This window comes from Halotalea alkalilenta (genome assembly GCF_001648175.1).
Classification (GTDB): Bacteria; Pseudomonadota; Gammaproteobacteria; order Pseudomonadales; family Halomonadaceae; genus Halotalea; species Halotalea alkalilenta_A.
On the sequence record NZ_CP015243.1, the window covers coordinates 2024268 to 2042633 of the forward strand.

Below are 18366 nucleotides of genomic sequence, written 5' to 3' on the forward strand. Positions count from 1 at the left end.
ACTGAGTCGGGCTGGAAAGCCCTTCTGGGATGCCCCATCAAGACGTCATGGGGTGACGATACCGAAATCGCAGTCTGAAAGGTACGTCACTTCTAACCAGCGCTAACGTCCATGGGGAGCGTCACACTGGCCCACACTCGCTGGTGGTGTGGAGATCGCGGCGATTTTGCCGCCTTAACGTTGATCACGTAGGAATAACATGAGCGAAAGCTTTGCCGAGCTGTTTGAACAGTCTCTCAACGACATCAACATGGAGCCGGGCGCCATCGTTCTGGCTTCGATCGTCGACATCGATGGTGACTGGATCACCGTCAATGCCGGCCTGAAGTCCGAAGGCCAGATTCCGGCCGCTCAGTTCAAGGACGAGAACGGCCAGCTGACCGTCAAGGTCGGTGATGAAGTTCGCGTCGCGCTGGAAGCCGTCGAGGACGGTTTCGGCGAAACCCGCCTGTCGCGCGAGAAGGCCAAACGCGCCGAAGCTTGGAAAGAGCTCGAAGCGGCCTTCGAAGACGACCAGATCGTCAAAGGCGTGATCAACGGCAAGGTCAAGGGTGGCTTCACCGTCGACGTCAACTCGATCCGTGCGTTCCTGCCGGGTTCGCTGGTCGATGTGCGTCCGGTCCGCGACACCGCCCATCTCGAGAACAAAGAACTCGATTTCAAGGTCATCAAGCTCGACGCCAAGCGCAACAACGTCGTCGTCTCGCGCCGTGCCGTGCTCGAAGCCGAGAACAGCGCCGAGCGTGAAGCGCTGCTGGCCACCCTGCAGGAAGGCCAGCAGATCAAGGGTATCGTCAAGAACCTCACCGATTACGGCGCTTTCGTCGACCTCGGCGGCGTCGATGGCCTGCTGCACATCACCGACATGGCGTGGAAGCGGATCAAGCATCCGTCCGAAATCGTCGCCGTCGGCGACGAGATCAACGTCAAGGTGCTGAAGTTCGACCGCGAGCGCAACCGTGTCTCCCTCGGTCTCAAGCAGCTGGGCGAAGATCCTTGGGTCAACATCAAGGCTCGCTACCCGGAAAACACCAAGGTTCGCGCCCGGGTCACCAACCTCACCGACTACGGCTGCTTCGCCGAGCTGGAAGAGGGCGTCGAAGGTCTGGTCCACGTGTCCGAAATGGACTGGACCAACAAGAACATCCATCCGTCGAAAGTCGTCCAGGTTGGCGATGAAGTAGACGTCATGGTGCTCGATATCGACGAAGACCGTCGTCGCATCTCGCTTGGCATCAAGCAGTGCACCTCGAATCCGTGGGAAGACTTCAGCTCGCGCTTCAACAAGGGCGACCGGGTTTCCGGCACGATCAAGTCGATCACCGATTTCGGTATCTTCATCGGCCTGAACGGCGGCATCGACGGTCTGGTCCACCTCTCCGACATCTCCTGGTCGGAAGCGGGCGAAGAAGCCGTTCGTCGCTACCGCAAGGGTGACGAAGCCGAGGCGGTCATCCTGTCGATCGATCCCGAGCGTGAGCGCATCTCGCTGGGTGTCAAGCAGCTCGAAAGCGATCCGGTCTCCGAATACCTTGCCGTCAACGACAAGGGTGCGCTGGTCAACGGCCGCGTGACCGAAGTCGACGCCAAGGAAGTGCTGGTCGAGCTGGCGACCGATGTCGTCGCGGTTCTCAAGGTCTCCGAGATCTCCGAGGAGCGCATCGAAGATGCTCGTACCGTGATGAACGTTGGAGACAGCGTCGAAGCGCGTATCGTGGGTGTCGACCGCAAGAACCGTATGATCAACCTGTCGGTTCGTGCTAAAGACCAGGCGGATACTCGCCGCGCGATGAGCAAGCTGCGTGACGAAGAGACCGAGACTGCGGGTCCGACCACCATCGGCGACCTGATCAAGCAGAAGCTCGGCCAGGACTGATCACTGATCGGTCAATGATCGTCCGGCCGTATCAGGCCGGATATCGAAACAGTGCCCCGTGCGATGTCGCCGGGGCACTGTTTTTTCATGTCCAGATGTTCACGACGAGATAGGGCCGTTAGCGTTTCCCGGTGCGCCGGGTCACTTTCCCGCCAGTGCCTTGATCATCCCGGTGAGCATCGAAAGCTCACGTTTGCTGGGTTCGCTGCGACGGATGATCGCGCGCAGCTTCTCCTGCGTCTTGGCGTGGGGCTGATTGAGAAATCCGGTCGGTCGAAGCAGCTCTACCAGCAGTTCATCGAAGTACTGAAGCTGGGCACGGCTTGGCCGCGGTTCCCCTCCCTGCATTTCCCCCATGCGCTCTGGATCCCTATCACCGTTGCCGCGACGCCAGGCATTGCGCAGCTCATAGCAGGCGATCTGCACCGCCTGGGCGAGATTGAGAATCCCGTAGCTGGGGTCGGTGGGTAGCCGTAGCTGATGGGTGCAGTGATCCAGCTCCTCATTGGTGAGGCCGAATCGCTCTCTGCCGAAGACCAGCGCTACTGGGCCATGCAGTGCCGCGTGCATTGCCGCTTGGCCCATCTCGTCTCCCTCCTCGAAGCAAGGCAATGCCCGCTCCCTCAGGCGCGCGCTGGCACCGATCACCATCGTGCAATCGCCGACCGCTGCCTGAAGTGAATCATGCACCTGGGCCCGCTTTAGCAGTTCGCCGGCCCCTGCCGCCATTCGGCTCGCTTCTTCGGCGGGAAAATCGCGGGGATTGATCAGGTGCAACGCCGTTATACCCATGGTGCGCATTGCCCGAGCGGCGGCACCGATGTTGCCGGGATGGTAGGTCTGCACCAGCACGACGCGTAGATTGGCGAGCAGATGATCGTTGGTGGTAATCGGCATGGAGGATGTGGCGTCCGGACGTAGGGCGAGGCGCCATTATATCGATGGCAGCGTTAGCGGAGTATCCGAGTCCCGCCCCTACATCGTTCACCGCGAGCCGGCGCCCGGTGCCATCGCGCCGGGCGCGGTCATCGATTCTTGATCAGCGGGGGTTGGCTGCATCGATGAAATCCGACAGATCGCGATCGAAGCGGTCGGACTCCTCGATGAACGGTGCGTGGCCCGCCTGCGCATAGAGCTTGCTGCGGATGCGCGGGTTCAGGGCCGTGGCGCGGGCGATGGAGTGCTCTGCGTTCACTAGCGAATCGCGTGCGCCATAGAGCAGCATCAGTGGCTTATGGGTCGAGCCCAGGCCTTCGGCGGAGGCAACGGTCATCGAAAGCACCGCGGTCTGCATCTGCGGCGATGCCAGGGCCGCGTTGGCGAGCAGGCGCTGGAAGGTGATAGGGTCGGGCTGAATCTCGAAGCATAGGGTGAGGAAGGTGCGCTCGGCATCGAGGTGAGTCTTCAAGTCGGGCGATGCCAGATCGCGGTAAACGTCGGGGTGGGGCGCGATCAACTCCGGGCGCAGTTCGATAACGCCGCCGACATAGACGGCACCAGCGATGCGCTCGTCGCCGTAGGCGGCCAGGTAGTTCGTGATTACGGCGGCGCCCAGCGACCATCCCACCAGCACGGGACCACGCGCATCCGACGCTGCGATCACTGCCGCTAGGTCGTCCGCCCAGTGGCGCCCGTCGGTATAGGCATCGGCGTTCGTCGGCTTGCCTGATAGGCCGTGACCGCGCAGGTCATAGGTGATCAGCCGGTAGCGCTGGAGCTCTGGGCTGCTCATCTGTGCGTCCCAGCTCAGATGGCTGCCGAGCAGCCCGTGGACGAAGACGACCGCGGGACCGTGGGGGTCGCCTGATTCCTGGACGGCGAGCGTGACCCCATCCGGCGCGGTCACGGTGTAGTGCTTGGTGCTCGCCAGCGCGACGACCGATACGGCCATCATTACGGTCACCATCACTATTTGGAAACCACGAACAAGCTTAGGGTGAAGCATGATGAGAGGGCTCCTGAAAGTGAAGATGGAGACAGTTTCAACTCTCACACCGGTGTGAGGGTCAAGCGCCGAGTGTTACGCTTATGCTCCATGAACCAGACCACTTCCAAGCATCCCATGTCGATCGGCATGCTCGCCCGCGAAACCGGAGCGAGCGTGCGCTCGCTCCGCCACTATGACGAGCACGGTCTGCTCTCCTCCGGCCGTGCCAGCAACGGCTACCGTACGTTCTCGGCCACGGCGATCGTGCAGGTCAGGCAGATTCAGCGTCTGATCGCGGCCGGCTTCAGCCTGACCGAGATTCGCGGGTTTCCCGACTGCATGCTCATGATCGAAGGCGCGGCGGCCTGCCCCGAAACCTCCGAGGTCCAGCGCAAGCGGCTGGCTTCGGTGGAGCGGCAAATCGCCGATCTCGAACGTCGCCGCGTGCGCTTGCGCAGGATGCTCGCCGAAGGCGCTGCCCCGCCATTGGAATAGTGCACCGGGCAATCTTCACCCCGGGATGCTGTTAGCTACATCCCGCCGCGCCTCCCCAGGGAGTGGGCACCGGCACGAGCCGCAGCGTAGCGCCCATAAAAAAGCCTCGCGCGGGCGCGAGGCTTTCATTAACCGGCCGTTGGATTGGCCGGGGAGGGCGTGACTTACATCATGCCGCCCATGCCACCCATGCCGCCCATGTCAGGCGCGGACGAGGCTTTTTCTTCCGGATCCTCGGCGATCATCGCCTCGGTGGTGATCATCAGACCACCGACGGAGCCTGCGGACTGCAGCGCGCTACGGGTTACCTTGGCCGGGTCGAGAACGCCCATTTCGGCCAGGTCGCCGTATTCGCCGGTCGCCGCGTTGTAGCCGAAGTTGCCTTCGCCTTCCTTGACGCGGTTGACGACGACGGATGCTTCTTCACCGGCGTTGGTGACGATCTGACGCAGCGGTGCCTCGAAGGCGCGCAGCGCCAGCTGGATGCCGTGGGTCTGATCTTCGTTGTCGCCTTTGAGATCCTTGAGGTTGGTCAGCGCGCGGATCAGCGCGGTGCCGCCGCCAGGAACCACACCTTCTTCGACCGCAGCGCGGGTGGAGTGAAGCGCGTCTTCGACGCGGGCCTTCTTCTCCTTCATCTCCACTTCGGTGGCTGCGCCAACGCGGATGACCGCGACGCCGCCGGCCAGTTTGGCGACACGCTCCTGAAGCTTCTCACGATCGTAGTCGGAGGAGGTCTCTTCGATCTGGGCACGGATCTGGCCGACACGTGCTTCGATGTCCGCTTCGGCGCCAGCACCATCGATGATGGTGGTGTTTTCCTTGGACATGGTCACGCGGCGCGCGTTGCCCAGGTGCTCGACGGTCGCCTGTTCGAGGGTTAGGCCGACTTCCTCGGAGATCACAGTGCCGCCGGTCAGGATCGCGATGTCCTGCAGCATGGCCTTGCGGCGATCACCGAAGCCCGGCGCCTTGGCGGCAGCGACCTTGACGATGCCGCGCATGTTGTTGACCACCAGGGTGGCCAGCGCTTCGCCTTCGATGTCTTCGGCGATGATCATCAGCGGCTTGCCGGCTTTGGCGACTGCCTCGAGGACCGGCAGCAGCTCGCGGATGTTGGAGATTTTCTTGTCGACCAGCAGGATGTAGGGGTCTTCGAGCTCGACCGCCATGGTTTCCTGGTTGGTGACGAAGTAGGGCGACAGGTAACCGCGATCGAACTGCATGCCTTCGACGACTTCGAGCTCGTCTTCGAAGCCACGGCCTTCATCAACGGTGATGACGCCTTCCTTGCCGACCTTTTCCATCGCATCAGCGATGATCTGGCCGATGGTGGCGTCGCCATTGGCGGAGATGGTACCGACCTGGGCGATGGCCTTGGAGTCCTTGCACGGGACGGAGAGCTTCTTGACCTCGGCGACGGCGGCGATGATCGCCTTGTCGATACCGCGCTTGAGGTCCATCGGGTTCATGCCAGCGATGACGCCTTTCAGGCCTTCGTTGACGATGGCCTGGGCCAGCACGGTGGCGGTGGTGGTACCGTCGCCGGCGACGTCGGAGGTCTTGGAAGCGACTTCCTTGACCATCTGCGCGCCCATGTTCTCGAACTTGTCTTTGAGCTCGATTTCCTTCGCGACGGAAACACCGTCCTTGGTCACGGTCGGCGCGCCGAACGATTTCTCAAGAACGACGTTACGTCCTTTTGGCCCGAGAGTGGTCTTGACTGCGTCGGCCAGAACATTGACACCGCGTGCCATCCGCTTGCGAGCGTCATCACCGAACTTGATCTGCTTAGCTGCCATGTCTCTGTCTACCTCAATTAATTCAGTAGGCGAATAATGATGAAGGTGTCATTTGTCGCCGCTAAGGCGACCGGGTGTTCGAGATGGCCGATCAGGCCTCGAGCACGCCAAGAATGTCGGACTCACTCATGATCAGGACTTCTTCACCGTCGATCTTCTGTTTCTCGACTCCGAAACCTTCCTTGAAGATCACTTTGTCACCGACCTTGACGTCGAGCGGGCGAACCTCGCCGTTTTCGAGGATACGACCCTTGCCGATGGCCAGGATTTCACCGCGAGTCGGCTTTTCTTGCGCGTTGCCCGGCAGCACGATGCCGCCAGCGGTCTTCTGCTCTTCTTCCAGGCGACGAACGACGACGCGCTCATGCAAGGGACGAATTTTCATTGCTCAAGTTCTCCTGAAGTTACCTGTCACTCGAATGTCGGACGCCTCGCCATCACTGGCTCGGCGGGGCTTGGCCGGTATCCCGGACCAAAACTCAAACGTCTCGTCTCGATGTCGGGCTATTAATGTGGTCGCGGTTTTGCATTTCAAGGGGCGCTCGGCAAATTTTTCGGCCCGGAGCATACCTTGGTGAAAGTCAATCGCGATGCTTGTGCTCGATGTACTCCCCTTCAATGGTCTGGCCTTGGTTGGTTTGATTGCTTTGGGCTGTACGCTCGTCGTGGGAGGGCGCTTGACCGTGGAAGGTGTCTCCTCCGGTGCGGTCCCGTCCCGGGTGATAGGGCTCCACCGGTGGGTTGCCGCGCAAGCGCCGGATCAGCAGCGGCACCAGGCAGCAGAGCCCGACCAGGTCGCTGAGCGGACCCGGCAGCAGCAGCATGAAGCCGGCGATGACCAGGGTGCTGCCACGGATCAATTCCGAAGGGTTGGCTCGTCCTTGAAGCAGGCTGAGCTGCGCGTTGCGCAATGCCTGCATGCCTTCACGGCGAATCAGTTGGATGCCGAGTACCGCCGTGCCGATGATCAGCAGTAGCGTGGCGAGCACTCCGATCTGGCCGCCAAGCAGGATCAGTGCGATCAGGTCGGCGAGGAAGTAAAGCGCGATGAAGATGAAAATCGGCATGGAGCGTTCCAAGGAGGTAAAGGAATGATCTTACTAGTGGGCGCTCCTTGGCCGGATTTCAATGGTGCTGGGTGATCCAGATGTGAAGCGGCGCGGCAGGCCGCGCCGCAATGGCTCAGAAGCTCAGGTGCTGTTCGAGGAGACTGACGGTCGCCGCACCGATGCCTTCCGTGCGAGTCAGGTCCATGGCATCGAGGAAGGGGCCATTCGCTTCTCGCTCGGCGATGATTGCCTGGGCCTTGGCCGGACCGATGCCAGGCAGGTGCACTAGCTGTTCGATGGTGGCGGTGTTGACATCGATCGGTTCTGGTTCGAGCGCCGTGGCGGGTTGGGCCAGCGTCAGCAGCACAGCGAGCAGGGGGGACAGAAGATAGGTGCTCATGGTCGGTCTCCGAAAGCGGAAATGTCGGTTGGAGGGAAATGCCCTCGATGAGAGCTATCGACCCGACTCGTCGGTTTTTGACCTTGGACGAAAGGATGACCTGCCCGGCTCAATGGCGATCACTTTCCAACTCGCCAAGCGAAGGGTATAAACGACGCCGACGAGCGTTGTGGATCCCAGCCAGGAACACCGACGCCGGGACGCCCTCCGTCTCTCTTCAACGAAGGATTCCCCATGCAATCACCCCTGATCATCGCCCTCGACTACGCAAAGCTGGACGATGCGCTGGCAATCGCCGATCTGCTCGACCCCGCGACGTGTCGGGTCAAGGTCGGCAAGGAGCTCTTCACTGCGGAGGGACCGCTGGTCCTGCGCGCGTTGCGCAACCGTGGTTTCGAGGTATTCCTCGATCTGAAATTCCATGACATCCCGAACACCGTCGCCAAGGCGGTGCTCGCGGCGGCGGACCAGGGCGTATGGATGGTCAACGTCCACGCCTCGGGAGGGCGGCGGATGATGGAAGCGGCGGCTGACATCCTCGAGAAGCACTCGATGAAGACCCTGCTGACCGCGGTCACCGTGTTGACCAGCCTGGCCGGGAGCGAGCTGGCCGAGGTCGGTATCACCTCGACGATCGATGAGCAGGTCGAGCGCCTGGCGCAGCTGGCCCAGGCCTCCGGGCTCGATGGCGTGGTCTGCTCGGCGCGCGAGGCGCGCAGGGTGCGCCAGTGCTGCGGAGACGATTTCCTCAAGGTGACGCCTGGGATCCGCCCCTGGTTCGCGGCCGCCAACGACCAGCAGCGCATCACCACGCCGGCGCAGGCGCTGGATGATGGCAGTACGCACCTGGTGATCGGGCGCCCGGTCACTCAGGCTGACGACCCTTCCAAGGCACTGGCGGAAGTACTGCGCGAAATCGAGGGGCATTGAGCCCGGTCGTGAGCCCGGCTGCGCTCAATGCGCGGCGTGGGGCGCTTCGCTTCGGGGCGGGAACTCGTCGATTGGCTTGATCGTTTCCCAGTCGTGGCATTGAGGGCAGTGCCAGTAGAGTCGTTCGATCTGAAAACCACAGTGGCGGCAGACGAATCGCGGGTCTCGTTGGACCAGGCGCTCCAGGTGATGATGCAGGGTCTGCATCAGCAGGCGCTCCGCCTGGTGCTGCGGATCGATGCGCTCAACGTCGAGTGCCGCGAGATAGACGACGCCGCGGAGGTTGGGAAACCGCTCGAGCCGCTCGCTGAGTTTTTTCGCCGTGGCCTCCAACCCTTCGCGTGGCAGGCCACGCTGCGCCCTCATCAGTAGCGCCGAGATGCTCGGGGTCTGCTCCAGCGCCCGATCGAGGTGCGCGAGCAGGCCGGGTTCGTCGTCGAGCATGTCGTAGGAGCGGCCCAGGCGCTCGAGGATGATCGGAGAAAATTCTCGGTCCTGCTGCGGAATTTTCGACAACGCTTTGATCTCATCGCGATAGCGGCCCAAGGCATGAAAACGCTCCGCCTGGATCCAGTGACTGCGTACAGAGCTGGGACAGGTGGATAACGCTTGCTTGAGCTTTTTCTGTCCCGACGCGATGTGTCCTCGTTCGAACTCTTCCAATGCCAGTTCGCAAAGCCAGTTCGCCGCCGCGCGCTGCAGAGGCGGATCGTCGCGTAATCGCTGGGTGCTGGCCACGTCGAGTGCCGCTTGCCACTCCTTCTCCTGTTCGAACAGTTCGATCAGTAGCCGCCGCGCGGCGTTGAGGATCTGCTCGTCGTGGCAGCGCTTGATCAGCGAATCGAGCAGCCCTTCGGCACGATCGAGCACCCCGAGGCGCATGAAGTCACGCGCGAGCTCCAGCTGGACCTGGTCGCTCTGGCGCGAACTGAGCGCCGGGCGGGCGAGCAGGTTCTGATGGATCTTCACCGCGCGGTCGGCTTCACCCCTGCTGCGAAACAGGTTGCCGAGGGTGATGTGGGTGTCGATCGTCTCGCTGTTGACCTCCAATGCCTGTACGAAGGTCTCGATCGCGCGGTCCGGCTGTTCGGTGAGAAGGAAGTTGAGTCCAACGAAATAGTCACGCGAGAGCGTGACCGTGCCTTGCTGCTCGATGCGCCTTCCCCTTTTCGTCGAACCCCGGCGTCCGAGCCACCAACCGATCATCAGGGCGGTGAGCAGGACGACGAAGAGGAGAATATCGCGCATCTAGTGGGATTCCTTCAGCCCCTGGGTACGCAGGCGATCGAGCTCGAGCTGCTGCTGGCGGTTCTCACGCCGGCTGCGGGCTAATGCGGAGCGCAGCCTCACGTAGAGTCCGGTCATCGCCGCCATGCCGAGTATCACGCCGAGCAGCAGGGTCGCGAGGAGCCAGAGCGCGAGCGAAGCGGGGGGCAGTTCGATCCAGATCACATCGAGCGGGATGGCCTGCTGGTTGCGCACCGCGAAGAGAATGCCGAAGAGCACGACGACCAAGGAGATGATGGCCAGGAGCAGCCCTTTGAGCCAGCGCATGAGAGATCGATTCCTTTGTGCGAAGGGGATGAGAATGGCCGCTCTACGGCCTGAGCGACCATTCTAGCAGCGCCAAGGGTGTACCGGGGCTCGAGGTCGGCGGGTTCAGTAGCCGAGCGCGCGGCTCGCGTTGACTTGCTCGCGGAGCTCTTTACCGGGCTTGAAGTGGGGAACGTACTTACCATCGAGGGGCACCGCGTCGCCGGTCTTGGGATTGCGACCGACGCGGGGCTCGCGATAGTGCAGCGAGAAGCTGCCGAAGCCGCGAATCTCCACTCGACCGCCCTTGGCAAGGGTTTCGGTGATGTCATCGAGGATCAAGCGGACGGCGGTTTCAACCTCCTTGAGCGACAAATTGGCGTGCTGCGCCGCAATCTGCTCGATCAATTCGGATTTGGTCATCGGATGCTCTCCAAGCTTCGGTATCCCTCGGGGTTAAGGGTTGTTTTTGTTTGCGTGGGGCAATTCCTCCGGACTCAGCATAGCGGCCAGCTCCGGGAAAAACAATTCTGAAAAAACAAGACATTAGGCAGGCCCGCCGACAACGGTGTTCAGGCACCTTATACTGCTGCCGATGCTATACCCACGGCCGCCTGAAAGCGGCCCTTCCAGGAGAGATTCCCTTGTTCGACGAAGCATCTCGAAAACGACTCCAATGGCACTCACGGCGCGGCATGTGGGAGCTCGACATGATGCTGAGGCCCTTCTTCGACGCCTGTTTCGATAGCCTCGACCCGCAGCGCCAGCTCGACTTCCAGCGACTGCTCGCTCGCGAAGACCAGGAGCTGTTCGTCTGGCTGATGCGTCGCGAGCTGTGCGACGACGCGAGCCTGCAGCCGATCATCGACGATATCGTCGCTTACGCCCGGGAGCGCGATGAGGTCAACGTTCGTCCCATCTAGGCTGGCGCTGGCCGCTCATCTGGGGATTGCCTCCTTGATCGCGCTGGCGCTGTGGTTTTGGCTTGATTGGCGCCTCGGCCTGCTTGCATGGTCAGGGCTCTGCTGGCTGGGCTGGTACGAAACACGCAGAGTGCCGCCTGCGCTGCGCTGGTCGACCTTACGGTCATGCTGGCAGGACGAACGCGAGCGGGAAGTGGACATCGTCGCTTTTCGGCTCGCGCCGCTGGTGATCGGGCTGAAGATCGACGGACGGGTGTTTTGGCTGTGGCCCGACAGCGCGGATGGGGAGACGCTCTGGCGGCTGAGGAGACGGCTCAGGCAGCGCAGCGAGCATTGAGCCTGGGGGGAGGGTCTACGTTCAGATGCCGCTGGTCTCGTGAGGGATTCGCTGCTTGTCGTGGATCATGTAGTCATGGTTGGCGCGCCGCTGGAGCCGTTGGCTGGGCAGGCGCTGGATGTTGCCGAGATTGGCGGCCAGTGCGCTGGTCTGGCGCGCAAGTTCGCGATTGAGCCATAGATAGCCGCTCGGGCTGAACAGCTGCCGGCCATTCTCGGTGCTCGCGCCGAGCGCGCGCTCGGCGTAGCGCTGCAGGCTGAACGGCGCGACCTTGACGTCGATCAACTGGCCGGTACGGATCTGGAACGCCAGCGTGCCCAGCGCGCGCGCCAAGCGATGCTGCTCCTCGCGCAGCCCTTCCAGTCCTTCGATCAGGTCATGGCCGTCGCGGGTGTCCCAATGGGTCTCCAGCAGCAGCTCGACGGTCGACATCATCCGCCGTTCGAGCGAGAGGATATCGTTCAGGGCCCCGCGCTTGATACGGCCCTCCTGGTGGACCCCATCGATCAGGCCTCGCTGCTTGACCAGCTGGGCGGTGGCGGTCTTCATCAGCTTGGCGCTGAGCTCGATGTCGAGGCGCTTGGATGCGGTATGCGAATGATAGAGCCGGGCGAGCTTGTCGAGATTGTCGGCGAGCAGGAAGCGCAGCACATCGGTGGCTTTCTGCGGCAGTACCAGGAGGGTGACGAGAATAGCGATGCTGGTGCCGATCACCACATTGGCGGCGCGCCACAGCGCGGTGGATATTTCCGGGTCGCCGTCGCCGACCACCATCAGCAGGGTGATGCCGAACATCAGCGCGCTGTAGCCGTAGCGTGAAGTGAAGGTGGCATAGGTGGCGACGCCGATCGCCGCGAGCGTCAGGCCGTTGGCGAAGATGGCGGAGGGTAGCGGCAGAAGCAGGAGCGCAATCCCCAACAGGCCGCCGAGAATGGTGCCGGCCAGCCTCTGCAGCCCCTTGTCGAGCACGCCGCCGACATGGGGCAGCCCCCCCATCACCATCAGCGCGCTGACCAGTGCCCAGCTGCCATGGGGCAGCTGAAACAGCGCCAGCAGACCGAAGATGATCGCCAGGGCGAGAACGGCACGGAAGGTGTGGATCAGCTGGCGATGCCGATAGGTGAAAAACGGGTCGCGGAGGGGCGGCAGTAGTGGCATCGCGTATGTCGTCTCGGCGCTGGGAGGAAGCTTGGCGTTCGATCGAAGTGAAGAGAAGTTATACTTTAGTATGATACTTCGCCCGCCGTGTCATCACCAGACGGCATTCTCCGTCCGTGACCATCACTCAATCATTCGGCAGGGCGCTCGAGTGAAGCTTAGCCTAGCACCGTCGATTCGACCTTGAGCGCCGAAGGGCCAGGCCAGATTACGCTCTCCGTGGCCGATCGGCAGCCCGGTGTAGAGCGCTATGTCGTATGGGGCGAGCCATTCGGTGAATACCTCGGCGATCGATGAGGCACTGCCAGGGACGGGACAGTCCTGGAATTCGCCCAGGCAGACAGCGTTGAGCCAGCGCTTGTCGAGGCTCTCGAGCAGTTGGAAGAAACTGCGCTCCAACCGATAGAGCGGCTCGCCGACGTCTTCCAGCAGCAGCAGGCTGGGAGCTTCCAGGCGCAGTGCCGCCGCGGTGCCGCAGAGGCTGGCGAGGACGGTGAGGTTGCCGCCCAGCAAGCGGCCGCTCGCCGGCGAGACATTGCCCCAGGGCGTGACTGCAAGGGCTCCTTGGGATTCATCGATGACCGCTGCGATCGACGTCATCGCCTGCCAGCGAGGTGACCTCGCCGATAGCTCAGGATCTTCGAGCTCGAGCTTGTTGACCTCGCACGCGACCGGCCCATGAATGGCGGCCAATCCCCGGGCGGCGAAAGCGACCAGCAGTGCGCTGATGTCGGAGTAGCCGATCAGCGGGCGCCGTGTCGCGGCATCGATGCGGGACCAGTCGATCCGGTCGAGCAGCTGCGCGCAGCCATAGCCACCGCGCAGGCACCAGACCGCATCGACGTCCGGACGTCCATAGGCCTGGTAGAGATCATCGAGGCGGGCGTCGACGTGACCTGCGAGATAGCGGTGGCGCGCGCTGACATTGTCACTGGGCAGTGCTTCGATACCGAGCGAATCGAGGCGCGACAGGCACTCATCCAGGGCTGCGCCATCGACTGCGCCGGCGGGGGCGATCAAGGCGATTCGCTTCTGGGATCTCCAGAGGGGAGAGGGCATTGGCGTGGAACTCCTGGGCTCTGGCTGAAAACTGCCTGTTGCCGGATACCGCGTCGAAAAATGGTCCGGGACGTGCTTGCCAGGATACAGCTCTTACTCAAAGCTCGGATCTCAGACTGTCGAAGGCATCTCGGAGAACCTTGGCCATCGGTTTTCGCTGACCCGTTTGGCTATGCCATGTCTGAGTCGTCAGTCTCGCAGCGCCGATAGCTACGATTGCCACCATTCGAAGTGCCGTACGGCGCTCGGGCTGCCGCCAGACCTCACAGAGCGTGTTGAAGAGCGCCTGCTCCTGTTCTGCGTAGTACGTCTGCTTGCGCGCAAGAAGCGATTCGCTCGATCGCATGACTTTGTCGATGGCCGTCATCTGCTCGGTTGGATAGCGCGCGACGTGCTTCACCATCACATCGCGAACGGCATCGAGTGGCCGTACGTCGGGCGATACCTTCAGCAGGTCGGCATACAGGCCGGCCCAATTGGCGTCTTGCCTGAACAAGATGATGTCGTCTTTCGACTTGAAGTAGGAGAAAAAGGTGCGCCGCGAGATGCCGGCTTCTGCCGCGATGACATCCAGCGTCGTGCCTTCGTAACCGTTGGCGAGGAACAAGCGCCACCCGGCATCGGCGATGCGTTGACGTGTTTCTCGGCGCTTGCGTTCCCGCAAGCCTTCTACAGGTACCGTGTCCGCGGAGGAGAGGGTTTTCGACATTCTTGAATGGCCTATTGTGCACTTGCACTTAGTGCATTAATGTTCGCACTGAGTGCTATTATTTGTGCACCCTGCTGAGTTCCAGCTTACCTTCGTTTCCGGTGCAAGGTAAAGACCATGGTCAGTGGGCCGTCTCCGATGCACGCCCGCTCGCCTATGGGCGGGCGGCGGAGAGCTCAGCGCCACGCAGTGGCAGACGTACCACGCCAACCAAACGTCAATGCGCGTCTCTATGGCGTGCTCCGGGCCAGGAGCCTACCCATGAGCCGAACCACGACACCCGAGCCGCACCGGCCGCACGCGCTGCAAACCCTGTTCAACCTGCGCCGCGAGGAGATCGGGCCGGTACTGATCGCGGCGCTGTTCTTCTTCTGCGTACTCACCGCGCTGATGCTGCTGCGGCCCGCGCGCGATGCGCTGGGCATGGAGCGCGGCATCGAGAGCATCCGTTGGCTGTTCATCGGCACCGCGTTGGTGACGCTGGCGGTGAACCCGCTGTTCGGCTGGCTGGTCAGCCGCCTGCGGCGGCTGCAGTTCATCAGCGCGACCTATGGCTTCTTCGTGCTGAGCCTTGCCGGCTTCTGGGGCCTTTTGATGTTCGCGCCCGGCGCGATCGGCGAGCGCAGCGGCCAGGTGTTCTTCGTCTGGTTCAGCGTGTTCAACCTGTTCGTCACCATGGTGTTCTGGGCGCTGCTGGCCGACCGCTTCACCAGCGACCAGGGCAAGCGCCTGTTCGCCCTGATCTCGGTCGGCGGCACGCTCGGGGCGATCTTCGGCCCCTGGCTCACCTCGCGGCTGGCCGAGCCGCTGGGCACCCCCAGCCTGCTGCTGGTCGCCGGCGGGTTCTTGCTGCTGGCGCTGGCCATGGCCTGGCTCCTGGTGCACGTGGCGCCGGACCGGGCGGGCACCGATGCGTCCGCCGCCACGGCCGCACCCGCCGACGAGTCCGAGCGCATCGGCGGCAGCGCCTGGGCGGGCCTGCGCGCGGTGTTCCGCTCGCCCTATCTGACCGGCATTGCCGGCTACATCCTGCTGATGACCATCCTCGCGACGTTCGTCTACTTCACCCGCCTGCAGATGGTCGCGCAGGTCGCGGACGACATGGATGCGCGCGCGGCGCTTCTCGGCAACATCGACATGTGGACGCAGGTCGCGGTGCTGGCGCTGCAGCTCACCCTGACCGGGAAGATCATCCAGCGCTTCGGCCTGGGCGTGGCGCTGGCGATCCTGCCGGTGGCCACCGCGCTCGGTTTCATCGGCCTTGCGATCTACGGCTCGTTCGTGGTGCTGGTGCTGCTCGAGGCCACCAACCGCGCCGTGCAGCGCGGCATCACCCGACCGGCGCGTGAGGCGCTGTTCACCGTGGTGGGCCGCGAGGAGAAGTACAAGGCCAAGGCCTTCGTCGACACCTTCGTCTACCGCGCCGGTGACGTCGCCGGTGCGCAGACCGAAGGAGCGCTCGGGCGTCTCGGGTTTGCGATGGGTGGACTGGTCAGCGTGGTGGTGCCGCTGGCGCTGGTGTGGGCGGCGCTGGCGCTGTGGCTGGGCCGCGCGCAGGCGCGGCGCTGACGCCGCCGGGCTTTAAGGCCAACGGCGTGCTCTCGCCGTCGTGTGCGAGGAGCGAGCGCGGCCGGCTTCGACGATGCGTTGACGTGTCCTATGGCGCTTGGATTTGCGCAGTGCAAGCCTTCAGCCTGGGAGAGGGTCAGGCAGCTGTGCGCTCATTGAATTTTGCACCAGGTGCATTTAAATTAGTCACTCAGTGCACAAATAAAGAGGCCGCGCAGTGAAAATCAATATGATGAACAAAAGCCATCCTCATCTCACGCCGTTCACCGGACATCGGAGTGGAAATCGCCATTCCTCGGACTCGGGCAATGACGAAAATCCAACGCTGGCATATCGGTCATTCAAGGTCATGCGGACGAATTTCTCTGCCCGGCTGAAACGCCTCGTGGCTTTTGGTCTGACACTGCTTTTCACCGTCATGGCCGGGAGCGCCTTCGCCCAGGAGCAGCCCAAAGCCGACTGGAACGCGCTGGACATGCCGTCGCAGGCAGGGCGAACTTTCGTCGTCACCGGCGGAACCAGTGGGATGGGCTATGAGGATGCCAAGGCCCTGGCGGCCGCAGGTGCCCAGGTGGTGATCGTGGCGCGCAACCCTCAGCGGGGCCAGGAGGCGATCGATCGGATCGAACAGGAAGTGCCTGGCGCCCAGGTGCGGTTCGAAGCCGTCGACCTGGCTGATCTGTCCTCGGTCCGTGCACTGGCCCAACGTCTCGGCTCAACGCTGCCCCGGCTCGATGGCTTGATCAACAACGCGGCCATCATGGCGCCTCCCGAGCGTGGCACCTCGGCGGACGGCTTCGAGATGCAATTCGCCACCAACTACCTGGGGCACTTCGTGCTGACCGCCGAGCTGTTACCACTGTTGCGCGAAAGCGATGCTCCCCGGGTGGTCACCCTGTCCAGCATTGCCGTTCACCGGGGTGGCATCAATTTCGATGACCTTCAGTCCACTCAGGGCTATGACCCGATGGTGGTCTATGCCCAGTCCAAGCTGGCATGCCTGATGTTCGCATTCGAGCTTCAGCGGCGAAGCGAGGCCGAGGGTTGGGGGATCCAGAGCATGGCCGCCCATCCCGGCGTCGCGGTGACCGAACTGGTCGCGCGCGGTCCCGGCCTGGACAGCGAACAGGGACGCCAGTGGTCCAGCAACCGCGAGCACCTCCAGACCGCGGCCCAGGGAGCCGTGCCCACGCTGTACGCCGCGACCGCGCCGGAGGCACAGGGCGGGGCCTACTACGGCCCGACGGGCGAGCAGGAAATCCGTGGGCCGCTCGGTCTGGCGAGCGTTCCCGCTGCAGCCAGCGACTCGGCGGCGGCGGCTCGTCTGTGGACGATCAGTGAAGAGATCACCGGCACGCGTTTCCCCTGACACCTACGTTGATCGCATCGCCCAGCTGGGCTACGTCGGCCGCGTCCTCTTTCGGCGCCGGCATCCAATCATTCAGTCCGAGGATGTTCGGATGGCCGTTGTGTTTTTGCACTAAGTGCATTATAAGTTGCACCTGATGCATTTATTTTCGTTTGGATCGCTTTCCCATTTCACCCAAGGCAAAGACCATGTCCAACTGGACGGCTTCCGATATCCCTTCCCAACGCGGCCGCACCGCCATCGTCACTGGCACTGGCGGCCTTGGGTTCGAAGATGCGTTGGTTCTGGCCCGCGCCGGCGCCAACGTCATCATCGCTGGCCGGAACCCGTCGAAGGGGGCGTGTGCGGTCGATCGGATTCGCCAGAGCGTTGTCAACGCGAATGTGAGTTTCGAAGCAGTGGATCTCGCCAGCCTCGATTCCATCGTGACATTCGGCGAGCGGCTGCGCTCCTCGATCGGTGGCCTCGACCTGCTGATCAACAACGCGGCGGTGATGACGCCACCGGCGCGTCAGGTGACGTCCGACGGATTCGAGCTGCAGTTGGGCACGAACTACCTGGGCCACTTTGCCTTGACCGCCCGGCTTCTGCCGCTGCTGCGCAAAGGCGACACGCCCCGCGTCGTCAGTCTCTCGAGCATCGCCGCTCGACAGGGCGCCATCCACTTCGACGACCTCCAGTCGCAGCGCAGCTACAGGCCGATGCTCGCCTACAGCTAATCGAAATTGGCCTGCCTGATGTTCGCTTTGGAATTGCAACGTCGCAGCGATGCCGGCGGCTGGGGCATCCAGAGCATTGCCGCCCATTCGGGCGTTTCTCGCACCGAGCTGATCCCCAATGGCTCCGGCGCAAGGAGCGCTGCGGGCGTGCTGCGTCGTTTCCTGTGGTTCCTGTTCCAGCCGGCGGAGCAGGGCGCGTTGCCGACGCTCTTCGCCGCGACCTCGCCGCAGGCTCAGGGCGGCGCTTACTACGGGCCTGACAAGTTACACGAGATTCGAGGCTATCCCGCCTTCGCCAAAGTACCGCCGCAGGCATTGGATACGGGCGACGCTGCAAGGTTATGGATGGAGTCGCAGCGACTTACCGAAGTCGACTTTTCCTCCGGTGCTTAGCGGGGCTTCAGCATTCGAGGATGGCAAGGCGCTGTGGGGGAGAGCACGCAACGTCGCTGCGTGGCGGCCGTTTTCGTTACCAGCAGGGCACGGCCAGGCTGCCGGCGGGTCTTCAGCG

General features: G+C 62.9%; 21 protein-coding genes. 9 read left to right on the plus strand and 12 right to left on the minus strand.

All coding sequences use genetic code 11. From position 1 onward, the window contains the following. The first annotated feature begins 199 nt into the window (after positions 1 to 199). On the plus strand, positions 200 to 1876 hold the full coding sequence (gene rpsA / locus A5892_RS08895) for a 30S ribosomal protein S1 (RefSeq protein WP_064122506.1): 1677 nt from the start codon (positions 200 to 202) through the stop codon (positions 1874 to 1876). Positions 1877 to 2017: 141 nt separating this feature from the next. On the opposite strand, the gene A5892_RS08900 is transcribed toward rpsA, so the two are convergent. Then, complete coding sequence (locus tag A5892_RS08900; RefSeq protein ID WP_223302836.1) at positions 2018 to 2773, minus strand: RNA methyltransferase; 756 nt, start codon at positions 2771 to 2773, stop codon at positions 2018 to 2020. A gap of 142 nt (positions 2774 to 2915) precedes the next feature. Then, the gene (locus A5892_RS08905) at positions 2916 to 3767 is read right to left on the minus strand and encodes an alpha/beta fold hydrolase (protein ID WP_223302837.1); all 852 of its coding nucleotides are present in this window, start codon (positions 3765 to 3767) and stop codon (positions 2916 to 2918) included. 144 nt (positions 3768 to 3911) lie between these two features. Here A5892_RS08905 and A5892_RS08910 point away from each other — a divergent pair, with 144 nt between their 5' ends. After that, positions 3912 to 4298 (plus strand): MerR family transcriptional regulator, encoded by a 387-nt coding sequence (locus A5892_RS08910; RefSeq protein WP_064122508.1) that lies wholly within the window; start codon positions 3912 to 3914, stop codon positions 4296 to 4298. Positions 4299 to 4462: 164 nt separating this feature from the next. Here A5892_RS08910 and groL read toward each other — a convergent pair whose 3' ends face one another. From groL to A5892_RS08930, 4 genes are all read right to left on the minus strand, one after another. Further along, entirely contained in the window at positions 4463 to 6100 is a 1638-nt protein-coding gene (gene groL / locus A5892_RS08915) for a chaperonin GroEL (RefSeq protein ID WP_064122509.1), read from the minus strand. 91 nt (positions 6101 to 6191) lie between these two features. Continuing rightward, positions 6192 to 6485, minus strand: coding sequence for a co-chaperone GroES (locus tag A5892_RS08920; RefSeq protein WP_064122510.1), 294 nt, complete (start codon positions 6483 to 6485; stop codon positions 6192 to 6194). A gap of 196 nt (positions 6486 to 6681) precedes the next feature. After that, on the minus strand, positions 6682 to 7167 hold the full coding sequence (locus tag A5892_RS08925) for an FxsA family protein (RefSeq protein ID WP_064122511.1): 486 nt from the start codon (positions 7165 to 7167) through the stop codon (positions 6682 to 6684). 115 nt (positions 7168 to 7282) lie between these two features. Then, the gene (locus A5892_RS08930; protein WP_064122512.1) at positions 7283 to 7549 is read right to left on the minus strand and encodes a ComEA family DNA-binding protein; all 267 of its coding nucleotides are present in this window, start codon (positions 7547 to 7549) and stop codon (positions 7283 to 7285) included. 234 nt (positions 7550 to 7783) lie between these two features. Here A5892_RS08930 and pyrF point away from each other — a divergent pair, with 234 nt between their 5' ends. After that, complete coding sequence (gene pyrF, locus A5892_RS08935) at positions 7784 to 8479, plus strand: orotidine-5'-phosphate decarboxylase (protein ID WP_064122513.1); 696 nt, start codon at positions 7784 to 7786, stop codon at positions 8477 to 8479. A gap of 24 nt (positions 8480 to 8503) precedes the next feature. Here pyrF and lapB read toward each other — a convergent pair whose 3' ends face one another. The 3 genes from lapB to A5892_RS08950 all read right to left on the minus strand — a co-directional run bounded on the left by lapB (position 8504) and on the right by A5892_RS08950 (position 10435). Continuing rightward, positions 8504 to 9727, minus strand: coding sequence for a lipopolysaccharide assembly protein LapB (gene lapB, locus A5892_RS08940; RefSeq protein ID WP_064122514.1), 1224 nt, complete (start codon positions 9725 to 9727; stop codon positions 8504 to 8506). After that, positions 9728 to 10033: a lipopolysaccharide assembly protein LapA domain-containing protein gene (locus A5892_RS08945; RefSeq protein ID WP_027350844.1), complete on the minus strand. Its 306-nt coding sequence runs from the start codon at positions 10031 to 10033 to the stop codon at positions 9728 to 9730. Between the two features lie 105 nt (positions 10034 to 10138). Continuing rightward, complete coding sequence (locus A5892_RS08950) at positions 10139 to 10435, minus strand: integration host factor subunit beta (RefSeq protein WP_027350843.1); 297 nt, start codon at positions 10433 to 10435, stop codon at positions 10139 to 10141. A 221-nt stretch (positions 10436 to 10656) separates the two neighbouring features. Here A5892_RS08950 and A5892_RS08955 point away from each other — a divergent pair, with 221 nt between their 5' ends. Both A5892_RS08955 and A5892_RS08960 read left to right on the plus strand, forming a co-directional pair. Beyond that, a complete protein-coding gene (locus tag A5892_RS08955) occupies positions 10657 to 10935 on the plus strand; it encodes an FAD assembly factor SdhE (RefSeq protein WP_064122515.1) in 279 nt (92 codons plus the stop codon). After that, a complete protein-coding gene (locus A5892_RS08960) occupies positions 10910 to 11272 on the plus strand; it encodes a hypothetical protein (RefSeq protein WP_150123515.1) in 363 nt (120 codons plus the stop codon). The genes A5892_RS08955 and A5892_RS08960 overlap by 26 nt, the downstream gene beginning before the upstream one ends. A gap of 21 nt (positions 11273 to 11293) precedes the next feature. Here the strand turns inward: A5892_RS08960 and A5892_RS08965 are convergent, their stop codons facing one another. The 3 genes from A5892_RS08965 to A5892_RS08975 all read right to left on the minus strand — a co-directional run bounded on the left by A5892_RS08965 (position 11294) and on the right by A5892_RS08975 (position 14198). Next, positions 11294 to 12430 carry an FUSC family protein gene (locus A5892_RS08965; RefSeq protein ID WP_064122517.1) on the minus strand — a complete coding sequence of 379 codons (1137 nt, stop codon included), beginning with the start codon at positions 12428 to 12430 and terminating at the stop codon, positions 11294 to 11296. 123 nt (positions 12431 to 12553) lie between these two features. Beyond that, positions 12554 to 13489 carry a S66 peptidase family protein gene (locus tag A5892_RS08970; protein ID WP_064122518.1) on the minus strand — a complete coding sequence of 312 codons (936 nt, stop codon included), beginning with the start codon at positions 13487 to 13489 and terminating at the stop codon, positions 12554 to 12556. A gap of 97 nt (positions 13490 to 13586) precedes the next feature. After that, positions 13587 to 14198, minus strand: coding sequence for a TetR/AcrR family transcriptional regulator (locus A5892_RS08975; protein WP_064122519.1), 612 nt, complete (start codon positions 14196 to 14198; stop codon positions 13587 to 13589). Between the two features lie 261 nt (positions 14199 to 14459). Here A5892_RS08975 and A5892_RS08980 point away from each other — a divergent pair, with 261 nt between their 5' ends. From A5892_RS08980 to A5892_RS20725, 4 genes are all read left to right on the plus strand, one after another. After that, positions 14460 to 15767, plus strand: a complete 1308-nt coding sequence (locus A5892_RS08980) for an NTP/NDP exchange transporter (RefSeq protein ID WP_064122520.1) — start codon at positions 14460 to 14462, stop codon at positions 15765 to 15767. Positions 15768 to 15984: 217 nt separating this feature from the next. After that, positions 15985 to 17136: an SDR family oxidoreductase gene (locus A5892_RS08985; protein ID WP_223302838.1), complete on the plus strand. Its 1152-nt coding sequence runs from the start codon at positions 15985 to 15987 to the stop codon at positions 17134 to 17136. Positions 17137 to 17324: 188 nt separating this feature from the next. After that, entirely contained in the window at positions 17325 to 17855 is a 531-nt protein-coding gene (locus A5892_RS20720) for an SDR family NAD(P)-dependent oxidoreductase (protein ID WP_223302839.1), read from the plus strand. A gap of 18 nt (positions 17856 to 17873) precedes the next feature. Next, positions 17874 to 18248: a hypothetical protein gene (locus A5892_RS20725; protein WP_223302840.1), complete on the plus strand. Its 375-nt coding sequence runs from the start codon at positions 17874 to 17876 to the stop codon at positions 18246 to 18248. Positions 18249 to 18366: the final 118 nt, after the last annotated feature.

Excerpts from the sequence above, each read along its gene's own strand:
- lapB (WP_064122514.1), bottom strand. The coding sequence starts at position 9,727 with ATGCGCGATATTCTCCTCTTCGTCGTCCTGCTCACCGCCCTGATGATC.
- A5892_RS08950 (WP_027350843.1), bottom strand. The coding sequence starts at position 10,435 with ATGACCAAATCCGAATTGATCGAGCAGATTGCGGCGCAGCACGCCAAT.
- A5892_RS08975 (WP_064122519.1), bottom strand. The coding sequence starts at position 14,198 with ATGTCGAAAACCCTCTCCTCCGCGGACACGGTACCTGTAGAAGGCTTG.
- A5892_RS08925 (WP_064122511.1), bottom strand. The coding sequence starts at position 7,167 with ATGCCGATTTTCATCTTCATCGCGCTTTACTTCCTCGCCGACCTGATC.
- A5892_RS20725 (WP_223302840.1), top strand. The coding sequence starts at position 17,874 with ATGTTCGCTTTGGAATTGCAACGTCGCAGCGATGCCGGCGGCTGGGGC.
- A5892_RS20720 (WP_223302839.1), top strand. The coding sequence starts at position 17,325 with ATGTCCAACTGGACGGCTTCCGATATCCCTTCCCAACGCGGCCGCACC.
- A5892_RS08970 (WP_064122518.1), bottom strand. The coding sequence starts at position 13,489 with ATGCCCTCTCCCCTCTGGAGATCCCAGAAGCGAATCGCCTTGATCGCC.
- A5892_RS08905 (WP_223302837.1), bottom strand. The coding sequence starts at position 3,767 with ATGGCCGTATCGGTCGTCGCGCTGGCGAGCACCAAGCACTACACCGTG.
- A5892_RS08945 (WP_027350844.1), bottom strand. The coding sequence starts at position 10,033 with ATGCGCTGGCTCAAAGGGCTGCTCCTGGCCATCATCTCCTTGGTCGTC.
- A5892_RS08965 (WP_064122517.1), bottom strand. The coding sequence starts at position 12,430 with ATGCCACTACTGCCGCCCCTCCGCGACCCGTTTTTCACCTATCGGCAT.
- rpsA (WP_064122506.1), top strand. The coding sequence starts at position 200 with ATGAGCGAAAGCTTTGCCGAGCTGTTTGAACAGTCTCTCAACGACATC.
- A5892_RS08910 (WP_064122508.1), top strand. The coding sequence starts at position 3,912 with ATGAACCAGACCACTTCCAAGCATCCCATGTCGATCGGCATGCTCGCC.
- A5892_RS08920 (WP_064122510.1), bottom strand. The coding sequence starts at position 6,485 with ATGAAAATTCGTCCCTTGCATGAGCGCGTCGTCGTTCGTCGCCTGGAA.
- A5892_RS08930 (WP_064122512.1), bottom strand. The coding sequence starts at position 7,549 with ATGAGCACCTATCTTCTGTCCCCCCTGCTCGCTGTGCTGCTGACGCTG.
- groL (WP_064122509.1), bottom strand. The coding sequence starts at position 6,100 with ATGGCAGCTAAGCAGATCAAGTTCGGTGATGACGCTCGCAAGCGGATG.
- A5892_RS08980 (WP_064122520.1), top strand. The coding sequence starts at position 14,460 with ATGAGCCGAACCACGACACCCGAGCCGCACCGGCCGCACGCGCTGCAA.
- A5892_RS08900 (WP_223302836.1), bottom strand. The coding sequence starts at position 2,773 with ATGCCGATTACCACCAACGATCATCTGCTCGCCAATCTACGCGTCGTG.
- pyrF (WP_064122513.1), top strand. The coding sequence starts at position 7,784 with ATGCAATCACCCCTGATCATCGCCCTCGACTACGCAAAGCTGGACGAT.
- A5892_RS08960 (WP_150123515.1), top strand. The coding sequence starts at position 10,910 with ATGAGGTCAACGTTCGTCCCATCTAGGCTGGCGCTGGCCGCTCATCTG.